The organism is Duganella flavida (assembly GCF_009857445.1).
Classification (GTDB): Bacteria; Pseudomonadota; Gammaproteobacteria; order Burkholderiales; family Burkholderiaceae_D; genus Rugamonas; species Rugamonas flavida.
Map to the genome: position 1 here is coordinate 308,798 of NZ_WWCN01000005.1, position 17,779 is coordinate 326,576.

Consider the following 17,779-nt stretch of genomic DNA (forward strand, 5'->3'; position numbering starts at 1 on the left):
TTAAGCGTCTGGCAGCACCACGTTGACGTCGAGAACTTCCAGGTTGCCCTGGCGGTCCAGCGAAATCTTGATGTCGTCGGCGTTGACCTTGGTGTACTTGGAAATCACCTCGATCAGCTCCTTGTGCAGGGCCGGCAGGAAGTCCGGACCGGCGCGGCCGCTGCGCTCGCGCGCGATGATGATCTGCAGCCGCTCCTTGGCCGCAGTGGCGGTTTTCGGTTTAGGCGGAAACAGGAAAGAAAGCAGTGCCATGATTACTTGCTCCCAAAGATACGCTGCAGCAGGCCTGGCTTTTCATAATTGGTAAAGCGCAGCGGCAGTTCCTGGCCGAGGAAGCGCGAGACTACATCTTCGTACGCCTCTGCCACATCGGTGCCCTTGAAGTGGATCGCCGGGTTGCCCTGGTTCGAAGCATGCAGCACCGATTCCGATTCCGGAATGATGCCGATCAGTGGAATGCGCAAAATTTCTTGCACATCTTCATACGACAGCATTTCGTCCGCTTCCACGCGTTTCGGCGAGTAGCGGGTGATCAGCAGGTGTTCCTTGACTGGCTCGCCGCCGGTCTGGGCGCGGCGCGACTTGGCCTGGATGATGCCGAGGATACGGTCGGAGTCACGCACCGACGATACTTCCGGGTTGGTAACGATGATGGCTTCATCGGCAAAGGTCAGCGCCATCAGCGCGCCGTGCTCGATACCAGCCGGCGAATCGCAGATGATGTATTCAAAGCCCATGTTGATCAGCTCATGCAGCACGACTTCCACGCCGTCTTCCGACAGCGCATCTTTGTCGCGCGTTTGCGAGGCTGGCAGGATGAACAGGTTGTCGCAGTGCTTGTCCTTGATCAGCGCCTGGGTCAGGCTTGCTTCTTTGTTGATGACGTTGATCAGGTCGTACACCACACGGCGTTCGCAGCCCATGATCAGGTCGAGGTTACGCAGGCCGACGTCGAAGTCGATGACCGCGGTCTTGTGACCGCGCATGGCCAGGCCGGTGGAGAAGCTGGCGCTGGACGTCGTTTTACCTACACCGCCCTTGCCGGACGTTACAACAATAATTCTTGCCACAAGTAATCCTTTTCAGAGTGGTGTGCTTATGCTCGATTGGCAGTATTGACAGATAGTATATCGATTCGGTCGCCTACCAAGCGAATTTGCGTCGGCGAACGTGCATATTCCGTTGGAAATCCGTCTTCAAACGTGCTGTAGACGCCGGCGATGGACACCAGTTCGGGTGACATATTCAGTGCAAAGATGCGGGCCTGGGCATTGCCCGAGGCGCCGGCCAGGGCGCGGCCATTCAGCGTGTTGTACACGTGGATGCTGCCGTCGGCGATGATTTCAGCGCCGTTGTTGACCACGGCGGTCACCACCAGGTCGCAGCCGCGCGCGTAGATGCGCTGGCCGGCACGGACTGGCGTGTCGATGATCATGACCTCAGTGCCGTTGCTGGCGGGCGCAGGCGGCTGGGCTTGGGCGGCGGCCACGGCAACCGGTGCAGGGGCTGGTACTGGGCGTTGCGCCGGAGCATGCTCCGGCTCCTCGCGCGGCTTGGCGTTGGCTGGCTCCAGCGTCAGGCCGTGGGCGGCGATGTCGGCGGCCATTTCTGGCGGCGCGTTGCGCACGGCGACTGGATTCAGACGGTATTTTTTCAGCAGGGCGATCAAGCTGCCCCAGTCGATCGGATCGCAGCCGGCCGGCAGCGCGGCAACGTCGATTACGGTGATGTCGTCTTCGAAAAAGTCGGCGGTGCCACCGGTCATTTCGGCCAGTGCGGCGTCGAGAGCGATGCTGTCAGCGGTCGCCAAAATGGCGGACACGGCAACGACGGTGGAAATCTTGATTTCTATGGGCTTTTGAAACAGGCTCTTGGACATGGGCGACAGTATCAGTGGTTATCCTCGCGCGCATGCGCAGGCACCAGCATTCTACTGTAAAAATGCCACGCTACGTCGCTCCCGCGCAGGCGGGAGCCCATATTTTGCGGCCTTTGTGGCGTTGCATGGATTCCCGCCTGCGCGGGAATGACGTTAGTAAATCGCGCGCAGTTGCTTGGCCGCTGCCACCATATTGCGCAGGGCAGTTTCAGTTTCTGGCCAGCCGCGCGTCTTCAGGCCGCAGTCCGGATTGACCCACAGGTTGGCCGGCGGGATCACCGCGCTGGCTTTTTGCAGCAGGCGCACCATCTCCGCTTGCGCCGGTACGCGCGGCGAATGGATGTCGTACACGCCGGGACCGATCTCGTTCGGATAGCGGAACTGGCCGAAGCCGTTCAGCAGCTCCATGTCCGAACGGCTGGTCTCGATGGTGATGACGTCGGCATCCATGGCGGCGATCTGCGGCAGGATGTCGTTGAACTCGGCGTAGCACATATGGGTGTGGATTTGCGTGCCGTCCGCCACCGCGCTGGCTGAGACGCGGAAAGCTTGGGTGGCCCAGTTCAGGTACTCGTCCCAGCGGCTGCGGCGCAGCGGCAAGCCTTCGCGCACGGCCGGTTCGTCGATCTGGATGATGCCGATGCCGGCTTGCTCCAGGTCGGCCACCTCGTCACGGATGGCCAGCGCGATTTGCAGCGCGGTGACGGCGCGCGGCTGGTCGTCGCGCACGAAGGACCATTGCAGGATGGTGATCGGTCCGGTGAGCATGCCTTTCATCGGCTTGCCAGTCAGGCTTTGGGCGTGCACGGTCCAGTCCACCGTCATGGCTTTCGGACGGCTGACGTCGCCGAAGATGATCGGCGGTTTGACGCAGCGCGAGCCATAGGATTGCACCCAGCCCAGTTGGGTGAAGACGAAGCCGTCCAGCTGTTCGCCAAAGTATTCGACCATGTCGTTGCGCTCGGCTTCGCCGTGGACCAGTACGTCGAGGCCGAGGGATTCTTGCTGCTGCACGGCGTAGGCGATTTCTTCGCGCATTTTGGTTTCGTAGTCGGCGGCGCTGAGTTCGCCGCGTTTGAAGCCGGCGCGGGCGCTGCGGATCGCTTGCGTCTGCGGGAAGGAGCCGATGGTGGTGGTCGGGAAGGACGGTAGTTTGAAGCGTGCGCGCTGTTCGGCCTGGCGTTGCGTGAAGCCGGAGCGGCGCTGGTCGGCGTCGGCTGGCATGGCTTGCAGGCGCTCGCGTACCGCTTGCTGGTGCACGCGCGGGCTGGCGCGGCGGCTGGCGATGGCGGCGCGCGAGACGGCCAGTGCTTCGGTGGTGCCGGCGTCGAGGTTGGCACCGGCGTCACCTTGCAGGGCGCGTTTCAGTACGTACAGTTCGTCGAGTTTTTCGGTGGCGAAGGCCAGCCAGGAGCGGATTTCGCTGTCGAACGTGGTTTCGGCTGCCAGCGTGAACGGCGTGTGCAGCAGCGAGCAGGACGAGGACAACCACAGCTTGCCGGCGCGCTTGTCCATGATCGGCGCCAGCACGGCCAGTGCCGCGTCGAGGTCGGTGCGCCAGATGTTGCGGCCGTCAACGATGCCGACCGACAGCACTTTGTGCACCGGCAGCCAGTCGGCGATGCTGGTCAGTTCGTGTGGTGCACGCACACCGTCCACGTGCAGGCCGGCCACCGGCAGGCGGCAGGCCAGGCTCAGGTTTTCTTCCAGCGGCGAGAAATAGGTGGCCAGCAGCAGCGGTACGCCGACCTGGTTCAGTTGCCAGTAGGTGTTTTCGAAAGCGCTGCGCCATGCGGACGGCAGGTCGAGGCCCAGGATGGGCTCGTCAATCTGGACCCACTGTACGCCTTGGGCTTTCAGGCGGTCCAGCACCTGGCTGTAGACCGGCAGCAGTTTGTCCAGCAGGCTGAGGCGGTCGAAGCCTTCGGCACCGCGTGCTTTGCCCAGCCACAGGAAACTCAGCGGGCCGACCAGCACGGCTTTGACGGCGTGGCCGAGGGCTTGCGCTTCGGCGACTTCGTCGAACAGGCGTTCGCAGGCCAGCGAGAAGGCGGTGTCCGGCGTGAATTCAGGGACGAGGTAGTGATAGTTGGTGTCGAACCACTTGGTCATTTCCAGCGCGGCGGCGGCTTGCAGGCCGGTTTCGCCGTGCGCCTGGCCGCAGCCGCAACCGGCTTCGTGCGCGTCGCCGCTGCGGCCGCGCGCCATCGTGAAGTAGCGGCTCAGTTGCGACTGTTCGGCGCTGAAGCCGTAGCGTGCCGGTTCGCAGCCCAGCAGCTGGATGTGGTTGGCGACCTGGTCGTAAAACGCAAAATCGCCAACCGTCACGAAATCGAGACCGGCGTCGCGCTGCAAGGCCCAGTGGCGGGCGCGCAGTTCGCGGCCGGTGGCTTCCAGTGCGGCCTCATCCTGCTCGCCGCGCCAGTGGCGTTCCAGCGCAAATTTCAGTTCGCGGGCCGCGCCGATGCGTGGAAAACCGGGAATGTGGGTGTGTATCGCTTTATTAGTGTTCGTCATGATGCCTGTCATCCGCATTTAATATTGGTGATATAAAGTGTGCGGCAAACCGGTCTATAATCAAAACGAAAAATTTTGCGGCTTCACATGAAAAAAACTAATAGACCATGCTAGAGATACGCCACTTACGCACTTTGAGCGCGCTGCGCTCGGCCGGCAGTCTTGTGCGTGCTGCCCAACTGCTCAACCTGACGCAGTCCGCCCTGTCACATCAAATCAAATTGCTGGAAGATCGCTACGGCGGGCCGCTTTTTGAGCGCAAATCGGTGCCTATTGGCTTCACCGCCACCGGCGCGCGCCTGCTCAAGCTGGCCGACATGCTGTTGCCCGAGATCGAAACCGCAGAACGCGAAGTTGCACGCCTGATGCAGGGAGATACCGGCCAGTTACGGGTAGCTTTGGAGTGCCACACCTGTTTCGACTGGCTGATGCCGGTGATGGACGAATTCCGCAAACGCTGGCCGGAAGTAGAGATCGACCTGGTTTCGGGCTTCCACAGCGAGCCAGCCGAGCTGCTGCGCAGCGGCGAAGCCGATCTCGTCATCGGTTCGCCGTACGGACCAGAATTCACCACTTTCCCGCTGTTCCGCTTTGAAATCCTGGTGGTGATGGCGCAGAAACACCGCCTGGCTGCCCAGCGCCGCCTGCAAGCTGCCGATTTTGAAGGCGAAACCCTGATCACTTACCCGGTGCCGGAACAACGCATCGACCTGATCCGCGAAGTGCTGCAACCGGCCGGTGTCAACTTCCAGCGCCGCACGGCGGAACTGACGGTGGCCGTGCTGCAATTGGTGGCCAGCCGACGCGGGATTGCCGCCTTGCCGAACTGGGCAATCAAGAATTATGTGGATTATGACTACGTGATTGCACGCCCGGTGGGCGAGCAGGGCCTGTGGAGTGATTTGTTCGTCTCGGTCCCGGAGGCGCAGAAACACAGGGCTTACGTGCTCGACTTCGTCAACGTGATACGCGAGCAGTGCGCCAGCTCGCTGGATGGTATCAAATTATTATCGTGACAAAGTGTTATTGTTTCTGCAAAATATAAATGAAAGGATTTGATGCGCATCAAGGTAAGCGCGGAATCCTGCGCATACGATTAGTGTCCGGCGGTTGCGCACTGGGCACGGATGCTGCTAGATAATCCTGGCGATTCCTCGCGGCGACGCACCATCGAAACCTGCCACAGCTTTTCTGCGGACGGCGTATGATAAAAATTCGCGTTGTTGCTCAACTTAGCCGGTCGCGGCCGGCGCAATGGAGAATCAAATGGATGATGTAGTTATCGTGGCCGCTGGCCGTACTGGTGTGGGTAAATTTGGCGGTAGCCTGGCGAAGACCCCGGCGTCTGAATTGGGCGCGCATGTGATCAAGGGCTTGCTGGCCAAGACCGGTATCGATCCTAATTTGATCAGTGAAGCCATCCTCGGCCAGGTGCTGACCGCTGGCGTTGGCCAGAACCCGGCGCGCCAGGCAGTGATCAAGTCCGGCCTGCCGAACACCATTCCTGGCTTCACCATCAATCATGTTTGCGGTTCCGGCCTGAAAGCCACCCACCTGGCGGCGCAAGCCCTGAAAGCAGGCGACGCGCAAATCGTCATCGCCGGCGGCCAGGAAAACATGAGCGCCTCGCCGCACGTCATCAACGGTTCGCGCGACGGCTTCCGCATGGGCGACTTCAAAGCCGTGGACAGCATGATCGTGGACGGCCTGTGGGATGCCTTTAACCAGTACCACATGGGCACCACCGCCGAAAACGTGGCCAAGAAATACGAGATTTCGCGTGCCGAGCAGGACGAATTCGCCCTGCAATCGCAACTGAAAGCGGAAGCCGCGCAAAAAGCCGGCAAGTTCAAGGATGAGATCCTGCCGCTGGAAATCGTGCAGAAGAAGGGCAGCATCATCTTCGACACCGATGAATACGTGAAGCCAGGCTCGACCCTGGAAGCGCTGGCCGGCCTGCGTCCTGCCTTCGCCAAGGATGGCACCGTGACTGCCGGTAACGCTTCCGGCCTGAACGATGGCGCCGCCGCCGTCATCATGACTACCGCCACCAAGGCCAAGGAACTGGGCCTGCCGGTGCTGGCCAAGATCAAGGCTTACGCTTCGTCCGGCCTGGATCCGGCGTTCATGGGCATGGGCCCGGTCTCGGCGACCAAGCTGTGCCTGAAAAAAGCCGGCTGGACCCCAGACGACCTGGATCTGCTGGAAATTAACGAAGCCTTTGCTGCACAAGCGGTAGCGGTCAACAAAGAGATGGGCTGGGACACCAGCAAGATCAACGTCAACGGCGGTGCGATCGCCATCGGCCACCCGATCGGCGCGTCCGGCGCCCGCGTGCTGGTGACCCTGATCCACGAAATGATCCGTCGCGACGCGAAAAAAGGCCTGGCCTCGCTGTGCATCGGCGGCGGCATGGGGGTGGCGCTGGCAATCGAGCGTCCATAAGCAGCATACAAGCGGCCCGGCATGTCGCCGGGCTGTGTTTTCGGATTTTTAGTGTTTATTACAGAGGGGACGAAAATGGCAAGAGTTGCATTAGTAACCGGTGGCATGGGTGGTCTGGGCGAAGCGATTTGTTTCAAGCTGTCAGCGCTAGGCTATTGTGTCGTCACCACGTATTCCCCTGGCAATCCTAAAGTTGAACAATGGCTGGCGACGACCCGCGACCAAGGTTACAACTTCCGCGCCTACCCATGCGATGTGGCCGACTATGACTCGGCACAAGCTTGCATCTCCGCGATCGAAAAAGAAATCGGTCCGGTCGACGTGCTGGTGAACAACGCCGGCATCACGCGCGATATGACGTTCAAGAAGATGGACAAACCAAATTGGGACGCCGTCATGGGCACCAACCTGGATTCCGTCTTCAACATGACCAAGCCGGTATGCGACGGCATGGTGGAACGCGGCTGGGGCCGTATCATCAATATCTCGTCGGTCAACGGTCAAAAGGGCGCTTTCGGCCAGACCAACTACTCGGCAGCCAAGGCCGGCATGCACGGCTTCACCAAGGCGCTGGCGCTGGAAGTGGCGAAAAAAGGCGTGACCGTCAACACCATCTCGCCAGGCTACATCGGCACCAAGATGGTGATGGAGATCCCGCAAGAAGTACTGGATACCAAGATCGTGCCGCAAATTCCGATGGGCCGCTTGGGCAAACCGGAAGAAGTAGCGGGCCTGGTGGCTTACCTGTCTTCGGACGAGGCAGCCTTTGTGACGGGCTCCAATATCGCCATCAACGGCGGCCAGCACATGTCCTAAGCCGTCGCTGACGCATGACACAAGAGCCGGGTTCGTTCGCGATCCCGGCTTTTTTTTCGTACAATCTGCTATCGATGCTCAAAGGATAGCCATGTTCGACCCTACTTCCGTCCTGTTTCCACCCATTGCACCCAGCCGTCACGGCATGCTGGCGGTCGACGATTTGCACACCATCTACTGGGAGGAGGTGGGCAATCCGAACGGCATTCCGGTGATCTTCTTGCATGGCGGCCCGGGCGCCGGCCTGTCGCCGCAGCACCGCCGCTTCTTCGATCCGGACCAGTACCGCGTGATCCTGTTCGACCAGCGCGGCGCCGGCAAATCGACCCCGCTGGGCGAGTGCCGCAACAACACCACCCAGCTGCTGATCGAGGACATCGAACGGCTGCGCGTGCAGTTCGGCATCCAGCAGTGGCTGGTGTTTGGCGGCTCGTGGGGCTCGACGCTGGCGCTGGCCTACGGCGAGGCGCATCCTGAGCGCTGCCTCGGCTTCGTGCTGCGCGGAATCTTCCTGTGTACCCAAGAGGAAATCGACTGGTTCCTCGACGGTGCGCGCTGGTTCCACCCCGAGGTGCATGCCGACTTCATCGCGCCGATTCCAGAAGCAGAACGCGGCGACCTGCTGCAAGCCTATGTGCAGCGCATCATGAGCGAGGACCCGACGGTGCACATGCCGGCGGTGCGCGCGTGGAGCCGTTTCGAAGGCCGCCGCGTGTTCCTGCTGCCGCAGGCCGAAGATCCGCCGTCGGATGCGCTGGATCTCGGCGTCGGCCGTCTTGAGTCGCATTACATGGCCAATCTTGGCTTCTTCAGCGACGACCAGCTGGTGCGCGAGGTTAGCCGCATTGCCCACCTGCCGGCAGTGATCGTGCAGGGCCGCTACGACGTGATTTGCCCGCCGGTGTCGGCATGGCGCTTGCAACAGGCCTGGCCGGGCGCGGTGCTGAATATGATTCCGGATGCGGGCCACGGCGCCATGGAAAAAGGCATCTCGCGCGCGCTGGTGGCGGCCACCGAACAGTTCAAGCGTACCCGCAGCTTCACCTGAAAACCGGCCCGGGGAGACGCGGGCTGCTACACTGTGAATTAATCGATAAGAATAAGGCCGTATGGCGATCATGAACATTCAGACCGGAGATATCGGTCACATCATCCAGCTGGCGATTGCGCCGGTGTTCCTGCTGTCAGGCGTATGCACCAACCTGATCGTGCTGACCAACCGATTGGCGCGCATCATCGACCGTTCGCGCGTGCTGGAAGACCGGCTCGACGTCGCCTACAGCGACCCATACCTGAATGAACTGGATGTGCTGTATAGCCGTTCGCACTTGATCAATATGTCGATCGCGCTGTCGACCGCCTGCGGGCTGTTTGTCTGCGTGATCGTGGCCATGCTGTTCCTCGGCGATATCACGAACCTGAGCCTGGACAAATACATTGCGGGCATGTTCGTGGTGGCCGTGGTTTGCCTGGTCGGCAGCTTCATTTCGCTGCTGCGCGAAATCTTCATTGCGTCGGCGTGGATGCGTTCACAGCGCCATGTCCGGCACAAGCGTTAAACTTTTTTATGTGAGTACATCATGCACGACTACCAACGCCCGCCCACCCTGTACCGCTACGGCGTGCGCGAAGACCTGGAACTGGCGCTGAGCCAGGGCCAGTTCATCCTGACTCCGGCCTCCAACTGCCTGACCCTGAGTTTTTCCCAGGCCTGGGATCCCAAGCTGTTCGAGCTGTTCGCAGCCGATGCTTGCCTGATCATCCACAACACCGAGGAATTCGGTGAGCGCATCCATCGTGCGGTGCAGCGTACGCTTCCTAGCTGGGCGGGGATTGATGGCGCCATCGAATACGGTACCCGCGCGGCGCTGGGCGCAGCCTTCACCAAGACCGTGGCTGAAGCGCAGGAACAGGAATGGCAGTTTGCGTGGCGCGCCATGCAGGCGCAATTGAGTCTGAACCCAGTGCTGATCAAAATCGGCAACCTGGAAAACTTCGCCGAGCTGCGCTCGAAAGACGCGTATTTAGCCTAAGCAGGCTTAGGGCTGCGAAGGCTGCGGGATCGCTTCGACTTTCGGCGCATCGCGCCGGTCGAGGCGCGCCAGCACGGCGCTCATCATGCGTTCGATATCGCTGCGTATCATCTTGGAACCGAGGATGCCGGGCACGTAAAAGTTCGGCATCATGCGTCCCTTGTAAATCACTTTGGTGCCGCCGGTTTCTGGCACCGGCACCAGCTCCCAGTGTGATTCATAGTGCTTCATGTCGCCGGAGATCAGCGAGATGTCGATGGAGGACATCGGCTGCTCCACCGCGCGCACAATCAAATGGATAGTCTTGGACATGAACAGGAAGCGGGCCACGCCGAATTGTTCAATGATCACCTCATTGCCATTGCGGGACAGGACCTTGCACGACTCCATGTCGGGCACGAATTCGGACATGCGCTCGTAGCCGGTGAGGATGCGCCATACCTTGGGCAGCGGCGCCGCCACGGTGCCGGTGGCGTCCACTTCGTACATGTGCTGCGCATCGTGCTCCACGCGATTGACCGACACTTCCAGCTTGGGCAATTCAAGCTTAGGTGCCTGCGCCATCGCCACCTGTGCGGCCGCACCTAACAACAAAAACAGAAGGAATCGCATCATTTGACCAGCGTACGGTAAAGGGTGGCAGAATACAAGAGCAGCACGCGCGACTTTAGAAGCCCATATCTAGAGAATTGGGATTAAATGCGGGCATTATGAAAACTATAAACTACCCACACCTGCTGGCCCCACTTGACCTGGGATTCACCACGCTGCGCAATCGCGTCATCATGGGGTCGATGCATACCGGCCTTGAAGACCGCTTCTATAACTACGGCAAACTGGCCGCATTCTATCGTGAACGCGCGCGCGGCGGCGTTGGTTTGATTGTCACCGGCGGCATTTCTCCTAACCGGTCGGGATGGCTGTTACCCTTTGGAGGTACGCTCAACTTCAAGGGCGACGTGATCAACCATCGTCGTGTGACGAAGGCGGTGCACGAAGAGGGTGGCAAGATCCTGATGCAAATTTTGCACTCTGGACGTTATGGTTATCAGCCGTTCGTGGTGTCGGCGTCGGCGAAGAAATCGCCGATCTCGCCGTTCAAGCCGCGCGCGCTGACCGAGGCCTGCATCGAGACCACCATTCGCGATTACGCGCGCTGCGCCAAGCTGGCGCGCGACGCCGGCTACGACGGTGTGGAGGTGATGGGTAGCGAAGGTTATCTGCTGAATCAATTCCTGTGCGCGCGCACCAACCTGCGTAAGGATAAATGGGGCGGCAGTATCGAGAACCGCATGCGTCTCGCGCTGGAGATCGTGAAGCGCATTCGCGCGGAAGTGGGCAATGACTTCATCATCATGTATCGCCACTCGCTGCTGGATCTCGTTGAAGGCGGCAATACGTGGGAGGATGTAGTCACTGTCGCCAAGGCTTTGCAGCAGGCTGGCGTCACCATCCTGAATACTGGCTACGGCTGGCACGAAGCGCGTGTGCCGACCATCGTGACTTCGGTGCCGCGCGGTGCGTTTGCTTCGCTGGCGGGCCGCCTGCGGTTGGAGGTGACGATACCGGTGGTAGCGTCCAACCGCATCAACATGCCGGCCGATGCGGAAGGCATCTTGCAGCGCGGTGAGGCGGACATGATTTCGATGGCGCGTCCGTTTCTGGCCGATTCGCATTTCGTGGTCAAAGCGGCCGAGGGCCGCGCCGATGAAATCAACACCTGCATCGGCTGCAACCAGGCCTGCCTCGATCACACCTTCTCGCGCAAGACCGCCAGCTGCCTGGTGAATCCGCGTGCGTGCCATGAGACGGAGCTGGTGTATGCGCCGGCCGCCAAGAAGCGCCGCGTGGCCGTCATTGGCGCAGGTCCGGCCGGTTTGTCGGCATCCACGGTGGCGGCGGAATGCGGCCATGACGTGACCTTGTTCGATTCAGCCGATAGCGTCGGCGGCCAGTTCAAGATCGCCATGCAGGTGCCGGGCAAGGAAGAATTTGCAGAGACCATCCGCTACTTCGCGCGCAAGATCGAACTGACCGGCGTGACGCTGAAATTGGGCGTGCGCGTGACGCGCGAGCAGCTGCTGGCGGAAGGCTACGACGACGTGATCGTCGCCACCGGCATCAAAGTGCGGATGCCGCCGATTGAAGGCATCGGTCATCCGAAAGTACTGTCGTACATCGACGTCCTGCGTGACAAAAAGCCGGTGGGCAAGCGCGTGGCAATTATCGGCGCGGGCGGCATTGGTTTCGACATGGGTGAGTTCCTGCTGCACGACACCAAGCATCCATTGCCGCTGGCGCTGGACGTCTGGGCGCGCGAATGGGGCGTGAGCTTCAAGGGCGATACGCCGGGCGGCCTGGTGCCGGCTGAGCATCCGGAGCCGGTGCGCCAGCTGTACCTCCTGCAGCGCAAGGCTTCGCGTCTGGGCGCGGGTCTGGGCAAGACCTCGGGCTGGGTGCACCGCGCAGTGCTGGCGCGGAATGGCGTAGTGATGATCGGCGGTGTGCAGTATGACCGTATCGACGATCAAGGCCTGCACATCACCGTAGGTGGCGAACAGCGCCTGCTGTCGGTTGATAACGTGGTGATCTGCGCGGGCCAGGATAGCTTGGCGGACCTGATGCCGAGCGAGGAAGAAGCCAAAGCCAACACCTCGTGGCCACGCTTCCACAAAATCGGCGGCGCCGCACTGGCCGCAGAACTGGACGCCAAACGCGCCATCAAGGAAGGCGCGGAGCTGGCAGCGCGCCTGTAAGCATCTTAGTCATGCTGTCTATTCCGCGCAGGCGGGTGTCCCAGATTCGGGGTCAGCTCTGTCATTTGGACAGGTGAGAACGATGTTTGAGAAATATCAATGCGTTCCCTCATACCTATCTCACTACGGAATTGCAATCAGACGACCTTAGCAAGTCCTAAGAGCTTTTGAGACGTGTTTTCTTCAGAGTTTAAATCAGAATATATTGATGAAGGCATTGATCTTCCTCAAGCATTGTTCGCGCTTGTCCAAATGACAGAGCTGACCCCGAATTGGGCTAGCAGTTGGAGCCGGGAGCCTTCATTTCGTGGAATTTCTGGAGGCTGCGCGATTTGACCAGACGGTCGATCGCATCGTTCAGTACCGGCAGGGTGCTGTTGAGCGGCGCTGATTTTGGTATTGCGATCATCATCGGCTCCGTATCAAGCGGCTTCCCTGCCACCACCCACTTGAGGCTATCCGGGTACATGCAGTTTAGGCGGGCCTCAAGCTGGGGCGCGTTGAGATAGCTGGCAATCAGAACTGCATCGACGCGTTTTGCCGCCAGCATTTTCAAACGGTTCGCCAGCATGGCTGAATTCTGCTCAACGGCGAACAGCTTGCCGCGGCGTTCCTCGAACTCCGCGCTGTATTTGCCGCCACTGAGTATCGAGATGGTCTTGCCGCGCAAATTTTCCCACTGCTGGAACACGAGCGGCGCCTGCGCGGACGACACCAGCCACTGGTTGACGGTATCCAGCGGTTTGGTGAAATGGAAAACGCGGCTGCGCTCCGGCGTGATGGCCGCTCCATACAGCAAGCCCTCGCCATTTTCCGCCATCATCTGCGCCCGCCGCCACGGATAGGGACTGACCACCAGATTGAGCCCCGACTCGGCCGCCAGCAGGCTGATAATGCCCGGGATGATGGGAGACGGTGGCAGGACTTTGCCGGTGGCGTCAGCATCCTCCTGAATCAGGATCGGGATCTCAGCGGGAGCATCTGCGGCCATGAGCGGTACGGCCTGCAGTAGCAGACAGATAGCCAGCGCAGGTTGTCGGCAGAATTTCTTCATCAGTGTGGGTGATGCGCTTTGGCCTTGTCCAGGCTATCCAGAACGTACTCTGTCATCCCTTTAGCCAATTCCTGTTCGCCCATGAAGATTTCGCCGGCGCGCTCGGTGCGCAGCAGGTCCGCTTCTTCGTCGCTATGGGTGCGAACCACGGTTTTGATGCTGGGATTGAGGGCGCGCGCGGTTTCGATCATGGAGCGTACGTGGAAGGTGTCCGGCGTGGCGATCACCAGCATCGATGCATGCGCGATGTGCGCTTGTATCAGCACTGCCGGTTCGCCTGCATTGCCGGCGACGGCGTGAACGCCTTCCTTACGCAACTGATCGACGACTTCGCGATTCTGCTCTGCCACCACAAAGGCGATGCCTTGCTCTTTCAGCGACGCCGCGATGCGGCGACCCACGCGGCCGTAACCGACCAGCACCACTTGTCCACGCAGGTGCTCATGTGGCACGGAGGTTGGCAGTTCGGCCAGCGGGTCGGCAGGGCGGTCGAATTTTGCGGCCAGCGCGGCGTTGTTGCTGAACCAGCGTTCCAGTGGTTTGGTCACGCGGAACACCACTGGATTTAAAGCGATGGAGATGATGGCGCCAGCGAGGATCAGGCTTTGGCCTTCCACCGGCATCAATTTCAGCGACAGGCCCAGTGCAGCGAGGATGAAGGAGAACTCGCCAATCTGCGCCAGGCTGGCCGAGACCATCAGTGCAGTCTTGGCCGGATAGCGCAGCACGATCACCAGCAGGAAGGCCGCCACCGATTTTCCGACTACGATAATCAGCACCACAGCCAGCAACTTAAGCGGCTGTTCGATCAGAATCGATGGCTCGAACAGCATGCCCACCGAAACAAAGAACAGCACCGCAAACGCATCGCGCAGCGGCAGCGATTCTTCGGCAGCGCGATGCGCCAGTGCCGATTCGCGCAGCACCATGCCAGCGAAGAAGGAGCCCAGCGCGAACGACACGCCGAAGTAGTGGGTGGAGGCGTACGCGATGCCGACTGCCGCCGCGATCACGCACAGCGTGAACAGCTCGCGCGAATTGGTGCGCGCCACTTGCCACAGGATCCACGGGAACAGCTTGCGGCCGACCACCAGCATCAGCACGATGAAGGCGGCAACTTGGCCCAGCGTGATGGCCAGCGTGGTCCACAAATCGCCACCGCCGCCATGCGCGCCGTGTGCGTCAGCTACTTCGCCGCCCAGCGAGCCGGCCAATGCCGGCAGCAGCACCAGCACCAGCACAGTGACCAGGTCTTCCACCACCAGCCAGCCGACCGCGATGCGGCCATTGAAGCTATCAAGTATGCCGCGCTCCTCAAGAGCGCGCAGCAGCACCACGGTGCTGGCCACCGATAGCGCGAGGCCGAATACGAGGCCACCACCGATGCTCCATCCCCAGTAGTGGGCGAGTCCCATGCCAAGCGCAGTGGCGACGGCGATTTGCAGCACCGCCCCGGGCAGCGCCACTTTGCGCACGGCCCAGAGATCATCGAGAGAGAAGTGCAGGCCGACGCCGAACATCATCAGCATCACGCCGATTTCGGCCAACTGGCCGGCCAGCGCGGTATCTGCCACGAAGCCCGGCGTGGCCGGGCCGATGATAATGCCCGCAGCGAGATAACCCACCAGCGCCGGCAGCTTCAGGCGCGTTGCAAGATAGCCGAACAGGAGACCGGCTCCTAGTGCGGCGGCGATGGTGGTAATCAGGCTGATATTGTGGGGCATGCGTGCGGGATTCCTTAGAAAAAAATCTACGTGAAACCCTCAGCGTAGCACACTCGCTCTACAACTTCCTTAACTTGCCAATGCTGCGGGTTGCATGCGCATGCTGACGCCGAAGCGGTTGTAGGCGTTCATCAGCGCGACGGCGACGGTGAGGTCGGCCAGTGCCTGTTCGCCCAGCACCGACAGGGCTTTCTGGTAGTCGGCGTCCGGCACTTTGGTTTGTTCGACGCGGGTCACAGTTTCGGCCCATGCCAGTGCGGCTTGCTCTTTGTCGCTGAACAGGGCGGCCGCTTCGTCCCACACCGGCACCAGCGCAATCTTGTCCGATTTGACACCTTGCTTCAGCAGGTCGCGGGTGTGCATATCGATGCAGTAGGCGCAGCCGTTGATCAGGGAGATGCGCAGGTAGACCAGCTCCAGCAGCTCGGCCGGCAGCGCCGATTTCACGTATTCGTGGACGGCCCCAAAGCCTTTGTACGCTTCCGGTGCGAATTTGAAGACTTCCAGACGTTTGCTCATGATGATTTCCTTCAGTAGGTTGATTACGATGGAATCATTGTGCGCCGCTATGGTCCAGTCATGAAGAGCCAAGAATGGTGATTTCAGCTAGGCCATGATTTTGAGTATGCGCCGGCCCAGCTCACGCGCCCGCGCCGCGGTATCGACATTGGTGAAGGCCAGCAGCAGCGCTGACGCCCCATGCGGCAGCACGCCGCGCTCGGACAAGGCCAGCGCCGACATGCCATGTTCGCGCATGCGCGCCGCCAGTGCACGGTCAGTGTGATGGCCTTTCATGCGCAGCACAAGGTGCATGCCGCCCGGCTGCGGATCGACCTGCATATGCTTGCCCAGCACCGAGGACAGGCCGTCCGCGGTGATCTGGCGGCGTTCCGCATACAGACGCCGCATGCGCTGGATGTGGCGGGCAAAGTGGCCTTCGTTCATGAAGTCGGCCACGATTTTCTGCATCAGCGTCGGGCCGCTGGCGGCGAAGGTGCGGGTGGCTTCTTCAAAGCGCGGCACTTGCGCTGGCGGCACCACCAGATACGCCAGCCGGATCGCAGGGAACAGCACCTTGCTGAAGGTGCCGGAGTACAGCACGCGGCCATCGCGGTCCAGGCTTTGCAGCGCTGGCAGCGGGCGGCTGACGTAGCGGTACTCGCCGTCGTAGTCGTCTTCCACGATCCATGCTTTGGACTGCGCGGCCCAATCCAGCAGCGCCAAGCGGCGCGGCAGCGACAGCGATACGCACAGCGGGCTTTGATGCGCGGGTGTGACGATGGCGGCTCGCGCCTTGGGTGCGGTAGCGACGCCGTGCGACACCATCAAGCCTTCGCCATCCACCTTCACCGGAACCGGCTGCATGCCTGCTGCGCGCAGCAAATCGCTGGTAGGTGGATAGCCGGGATCTTCGACCCATACGCCGTCGCCGGGAGCGAGCAGGGCGCGCGTCACCAGTTCGATGCTGTTGCGGTAGCCGTTGGTGATGAACACCTGCGACGGCGTGCAGTCGATCCCGCGCGACAGCTGCAGGTAAGCGGCAATCGCGATGCGCAGTTCCGGCATCCCGGCCCACGGTGGATAGATCATGTCTTCCGGCTGGGTGGCGCGCACAGAGCGTGCGGCCAGTCGCGCCCATACCTTGCGCGGGAAGGCGTCCAGCGCCGGTATGCCCATCTGGAATGGCTTGGTGGAGGAGGCGGCGTCGCCGAGGTTATTGTGAGCGGGAGCAGGGCGCGGCGTGGGCGCGACAGGAGCGTGACGGGCCAAGGCTGGCGTGACCACTGTGCCGGCCTGGCCGCGTGCCTCCACGTAGCCTTCTGCCGTCAGCAGCGCGTAGGCCGATTCCACCGTGCCGCGTGCCAGGCCCAATTCCATCGCCAGTGCGCGGGCGGCGGGGATGCGGTCGCCCGGTTGTAGCAAGCCTTGCGCGATGGCGTCGCGCAAGCGGGTGTAGATTTGGCGGTACAGCGGCTCGGCGGCGCTGGTGTCCAGGTCGAGGAATTTCATGGACCACTCCCAATGTCATTTCATGGCTCTTCGGATTATGCCATCGCCAGCCTACGATGGCGTTTTTGAAAGGATATGCCATGAAGATCGTCGAGACCGAGCAAGAGCTGCGCGCCTGCTATCCGGTGATGAAGGAACTGCGTCCGCATCTGGAATCGGAGGATGCGTTTGTAGCGCAAGTCATGCGCCAGTATGAGCAGCAGTACCGCATTCTCGCGGTGTGGAATGATGGCGAAGTAGTGGCGCTGGCCGGCTATCGCTATCAGGAGAACACGGTGTACGGCCGCTTCCTGTATGTGGATGATCTGATTGCGGCGGAAGTGCATCGGAGCCGCCGCTGGGGCGCGCTGCTGCTTGAGAAGCTGACCGTATTTGCGCAGGAAGCGCAATGTGCACGGCTGGTACTTGATACGGGATTGACCAACGTGCTGGCGCAACGCTTCTACTTCCGCGAAGGCCTGCTGCCCGGCGCACTGCGTTTTGGGAAGGCACTTGCATGAAAAAGATTTTGCATATCAGCGCGAGGACGGCGGCGCCGCGCATGC

At 61.0% G+C, this 17,779-nt stretch carries 17 protein-coding genes; 8 read left to right on the plus strand and 9 right to left on the minus strand.

What is annotated here, in order from left to right:
- The 4 genes from minE to metE form a co-directional block, all read right to left on the minus strand.
- Entirely contained in the window at positions 1-252 is a 252-nt protein-coding gene (gene minE / locus GTP46_RS10160) for a cell division topological specificity factor MinE (protein ID WP_072782712.1), read from the minus strand.
- A 2-nt stretch (positions 253-254) separates the two neighbouring features.
- Entirely contained in the window at positions 255-1,070 is an 816-nt protein-coding gene (gene minD, locus GTP46_RS10165; protein WP_161006502.1) for a septum site-determining protein MinD, read from the minus strand.
- A 26-nt stretch (positions 1,071-1,096) separates the two neighbouring features.
- Entirely contained in the window at positions 1,097-1,879 is a 783-nt protein-coding gene (minC, locus tag GTP46_RS10170; protein WP_161006503.1) for a septum site-determining protein MinC, read from the minus strand.
- 153 nt (positions 1,880-2,032) lie between these two features.
- Entirely contained in the window at positions 2,033-4,396 is a 2,364-nt protein-coding gene (gene metE, locus GTP46_RS10175) for a 5-methyltetrahydropteroyltriglutamate--homocysteine S-methyltransferase (RefSeq protein ID WP_161006504.1), read from the minus strand.
- 107 nt (positions 4,397-4,503) lie between these two features.
- Between metE and GTP46_RS10180 the strand changes: the two genes are divergently transcribed.
- The 6 genes from GTP46_RS10180 (at position 4,504) to GTP46_RS10205 (ending at position 9,690) form a co-directional block, all read left to right on the plus strand.
- Complete coding sequence (locus GTP46_RS10180; RefSeq protein ID WP_161006505.1) at positions 4,504-5,412, plus strand: LysR family transcriptional regulator; 909 nt, start codon at positions 4,504-4,506, stop codon at positions 5,410-5,412.
- 250 nt (positions 5,413-5,662) lie between these two features.
- Positions 5,663-6,841 (plus strand): acetyl-CoA C-acetyltransferase, encoded by a 1,179-nt coding sequence (locus GTP46_RS10185; RefSeq protein WP_161006506.1) that lies wholly within the window; start codon positions 5,663-5,665, stop codon positions 6,839-6,841.
- Between the two features lie 75 nt (positions 6,842-6,916).
- Complete coding sequence (gene phbB, locus GTP46_RS10190; protein WP_161006507.1) at positions 6,917-7,657, plus strand: acetoacetyl-CoA reductase; 741 nt, start codon at positions 6,917-6,919, stop codon at positions 7,655-7,657.
- Between the two features lie 91 nt (positions 7,658-7,748).
- Positions 7,749-8,705: a prolyl aminopeptidase gene (gene pip / locus GTP46_RS10195; RefSeq protein WP_161006508.1), complete on the plus strand. Its 957-nt coding sequence runs from the start codon at positions 7,749-7,751 to the stop codon at positions 8,703-8,705.
- Positions 8,706-8,775: 70 nt separating this feature from the next.
- A complete protein-coding gene (locus tag GTP46_RS10200) occupies positions 8,776-9,216 on the plus strand; it encodes a DUF2721 domain-containing protein (protein WP_161006509.1) in 441 nt (146 codons plus the stop codon).
- A gap of 21 nt (positions 9,217-9,237) precedes the next feature.
- Positions 9,238-9,690 carry a hypothetical protein gene (locus GTP46_RS10205; protein ID WP_161006510.1) on the plus strand — a complete coding sequence of 151 codons (453 nt, stop codon included), beginning with the start codon at positions 9,238-9,240 and terminating at the stop codon, positions 9,688-9,690.
- A 6-nt stretch (positions 9,691-9,696) separates the two neighbouring features.
- Here GTP46_RS10205 and GTP46_RS10210 read toward each other — a convergent pair whose 3' ends face one another.
- Positions 9,697-10,302 carry an SRPBCC family protein gene (locus tag GTP46_RS10210; protein ID WP_161006600.1) on the minus strand — a complete coding sequence of 202 codons (606 nt, stop codon included), beginning with the start codon at positions 10,300-10,302 and terminating at the stop codon, positions 9,697-9,699.
- Positions 10,303-10,400: 98 nt separating this feature from the next.
- Here GTP46_RS10210 and GTP46_RS10215 point away from each other — a divergent pair, with 98 nt between their 5' ends.
- Complete coding sequence (locus tag GTP46_RS10215) at positions 10,401-12,446, plus strand: NADPH-dependent 2,4-dienoyl-CoA reductase (RefSeq protein WP_161006511.1); 2,046 nt, start codon at positions 10,401-10,403, stop codon at positions 12,444-12,446.
- A gap of 277 nt (positions 12,447-12,723) precedes the next feature.
- Here GTP46_RS10215 and GTP46_RS10220 read toward each other — a convergent pair whose 3' ends face one another.
- The 4 genes from GTP46_RS10220 to pdxR form a co-directional block, all read right to left on the minus strand.
- Positions 12,724-13,500 (minus strand): substrate-binding periplasmic protein, encoded by a 777-nt coding sequence (locus tag GTP46_RS10220; protein WP_161006512.1) that lies wholly within the window; start codon positions 13,498-13,500, stop codon positions 12,724-12,726.
- On the minus strand, positions 13,500-15,224 hold the full coding sequence (locus tag GTP46_RS10225; protein WP_161006513.1) for a cation:proton antiporter domain-containing protein: 1,725 nt from the start codon (positions 15,222-15,224) through the stop codon (positions 13,500-13,502). The genes GTP46_RS10220 and GTP46_RS10225 overlap by 1 nt, the downstream gene beginning before the upstream one ends.
- A gap of 69 nt (positions 15,225-15,293) precedes the next feature.
- Positions 15,294-15,743: a carboxymuconolactone decarboxylase family protein gene (locus GTP46_RS10230; protein ID WP_161006514.1), complete on the minus strand. Its 450-nt coding sequence runs from the start codon at positions 15,741-15,743 to the stop codon at positions 15,294-15,296.
- Positions 15,744-15,830: 87 nt separating this feature from the next.
- Positions 15,831-17,234 carry a MocR-like pyridoxine biosynthesis transcription factor PdxR gene (pdxR, locus tag GTP46_RS10235; RefSeq protein ID WP_161006515.1) on the minus strand — a complete coding sequence of 468 codons (1,404 nt, stop codon included), beginning with the start codon at positions 17,232-17,234 and terminating at the stop codon, positions 15,831-15,833.
- 80 nt (positions 17,235-17,314) lie between these two features.
- Here pdxR and GTP46_RS10240 point away from each other — a divergent pair, with 80 nt between their 5' ends.
- Positions 17,315-17,734, plus strand: a complete 420-nt coding sequence (locus GTP46_RS10240) for a GNAT family N-acetyltransferase (protein ID WP_161006516.1) — start codon at positions 17,315-17,317, stop codon at positions 17,732-17,734.
- Positions 17,735-17,779 lie beyond the last annotated feature (45 nt).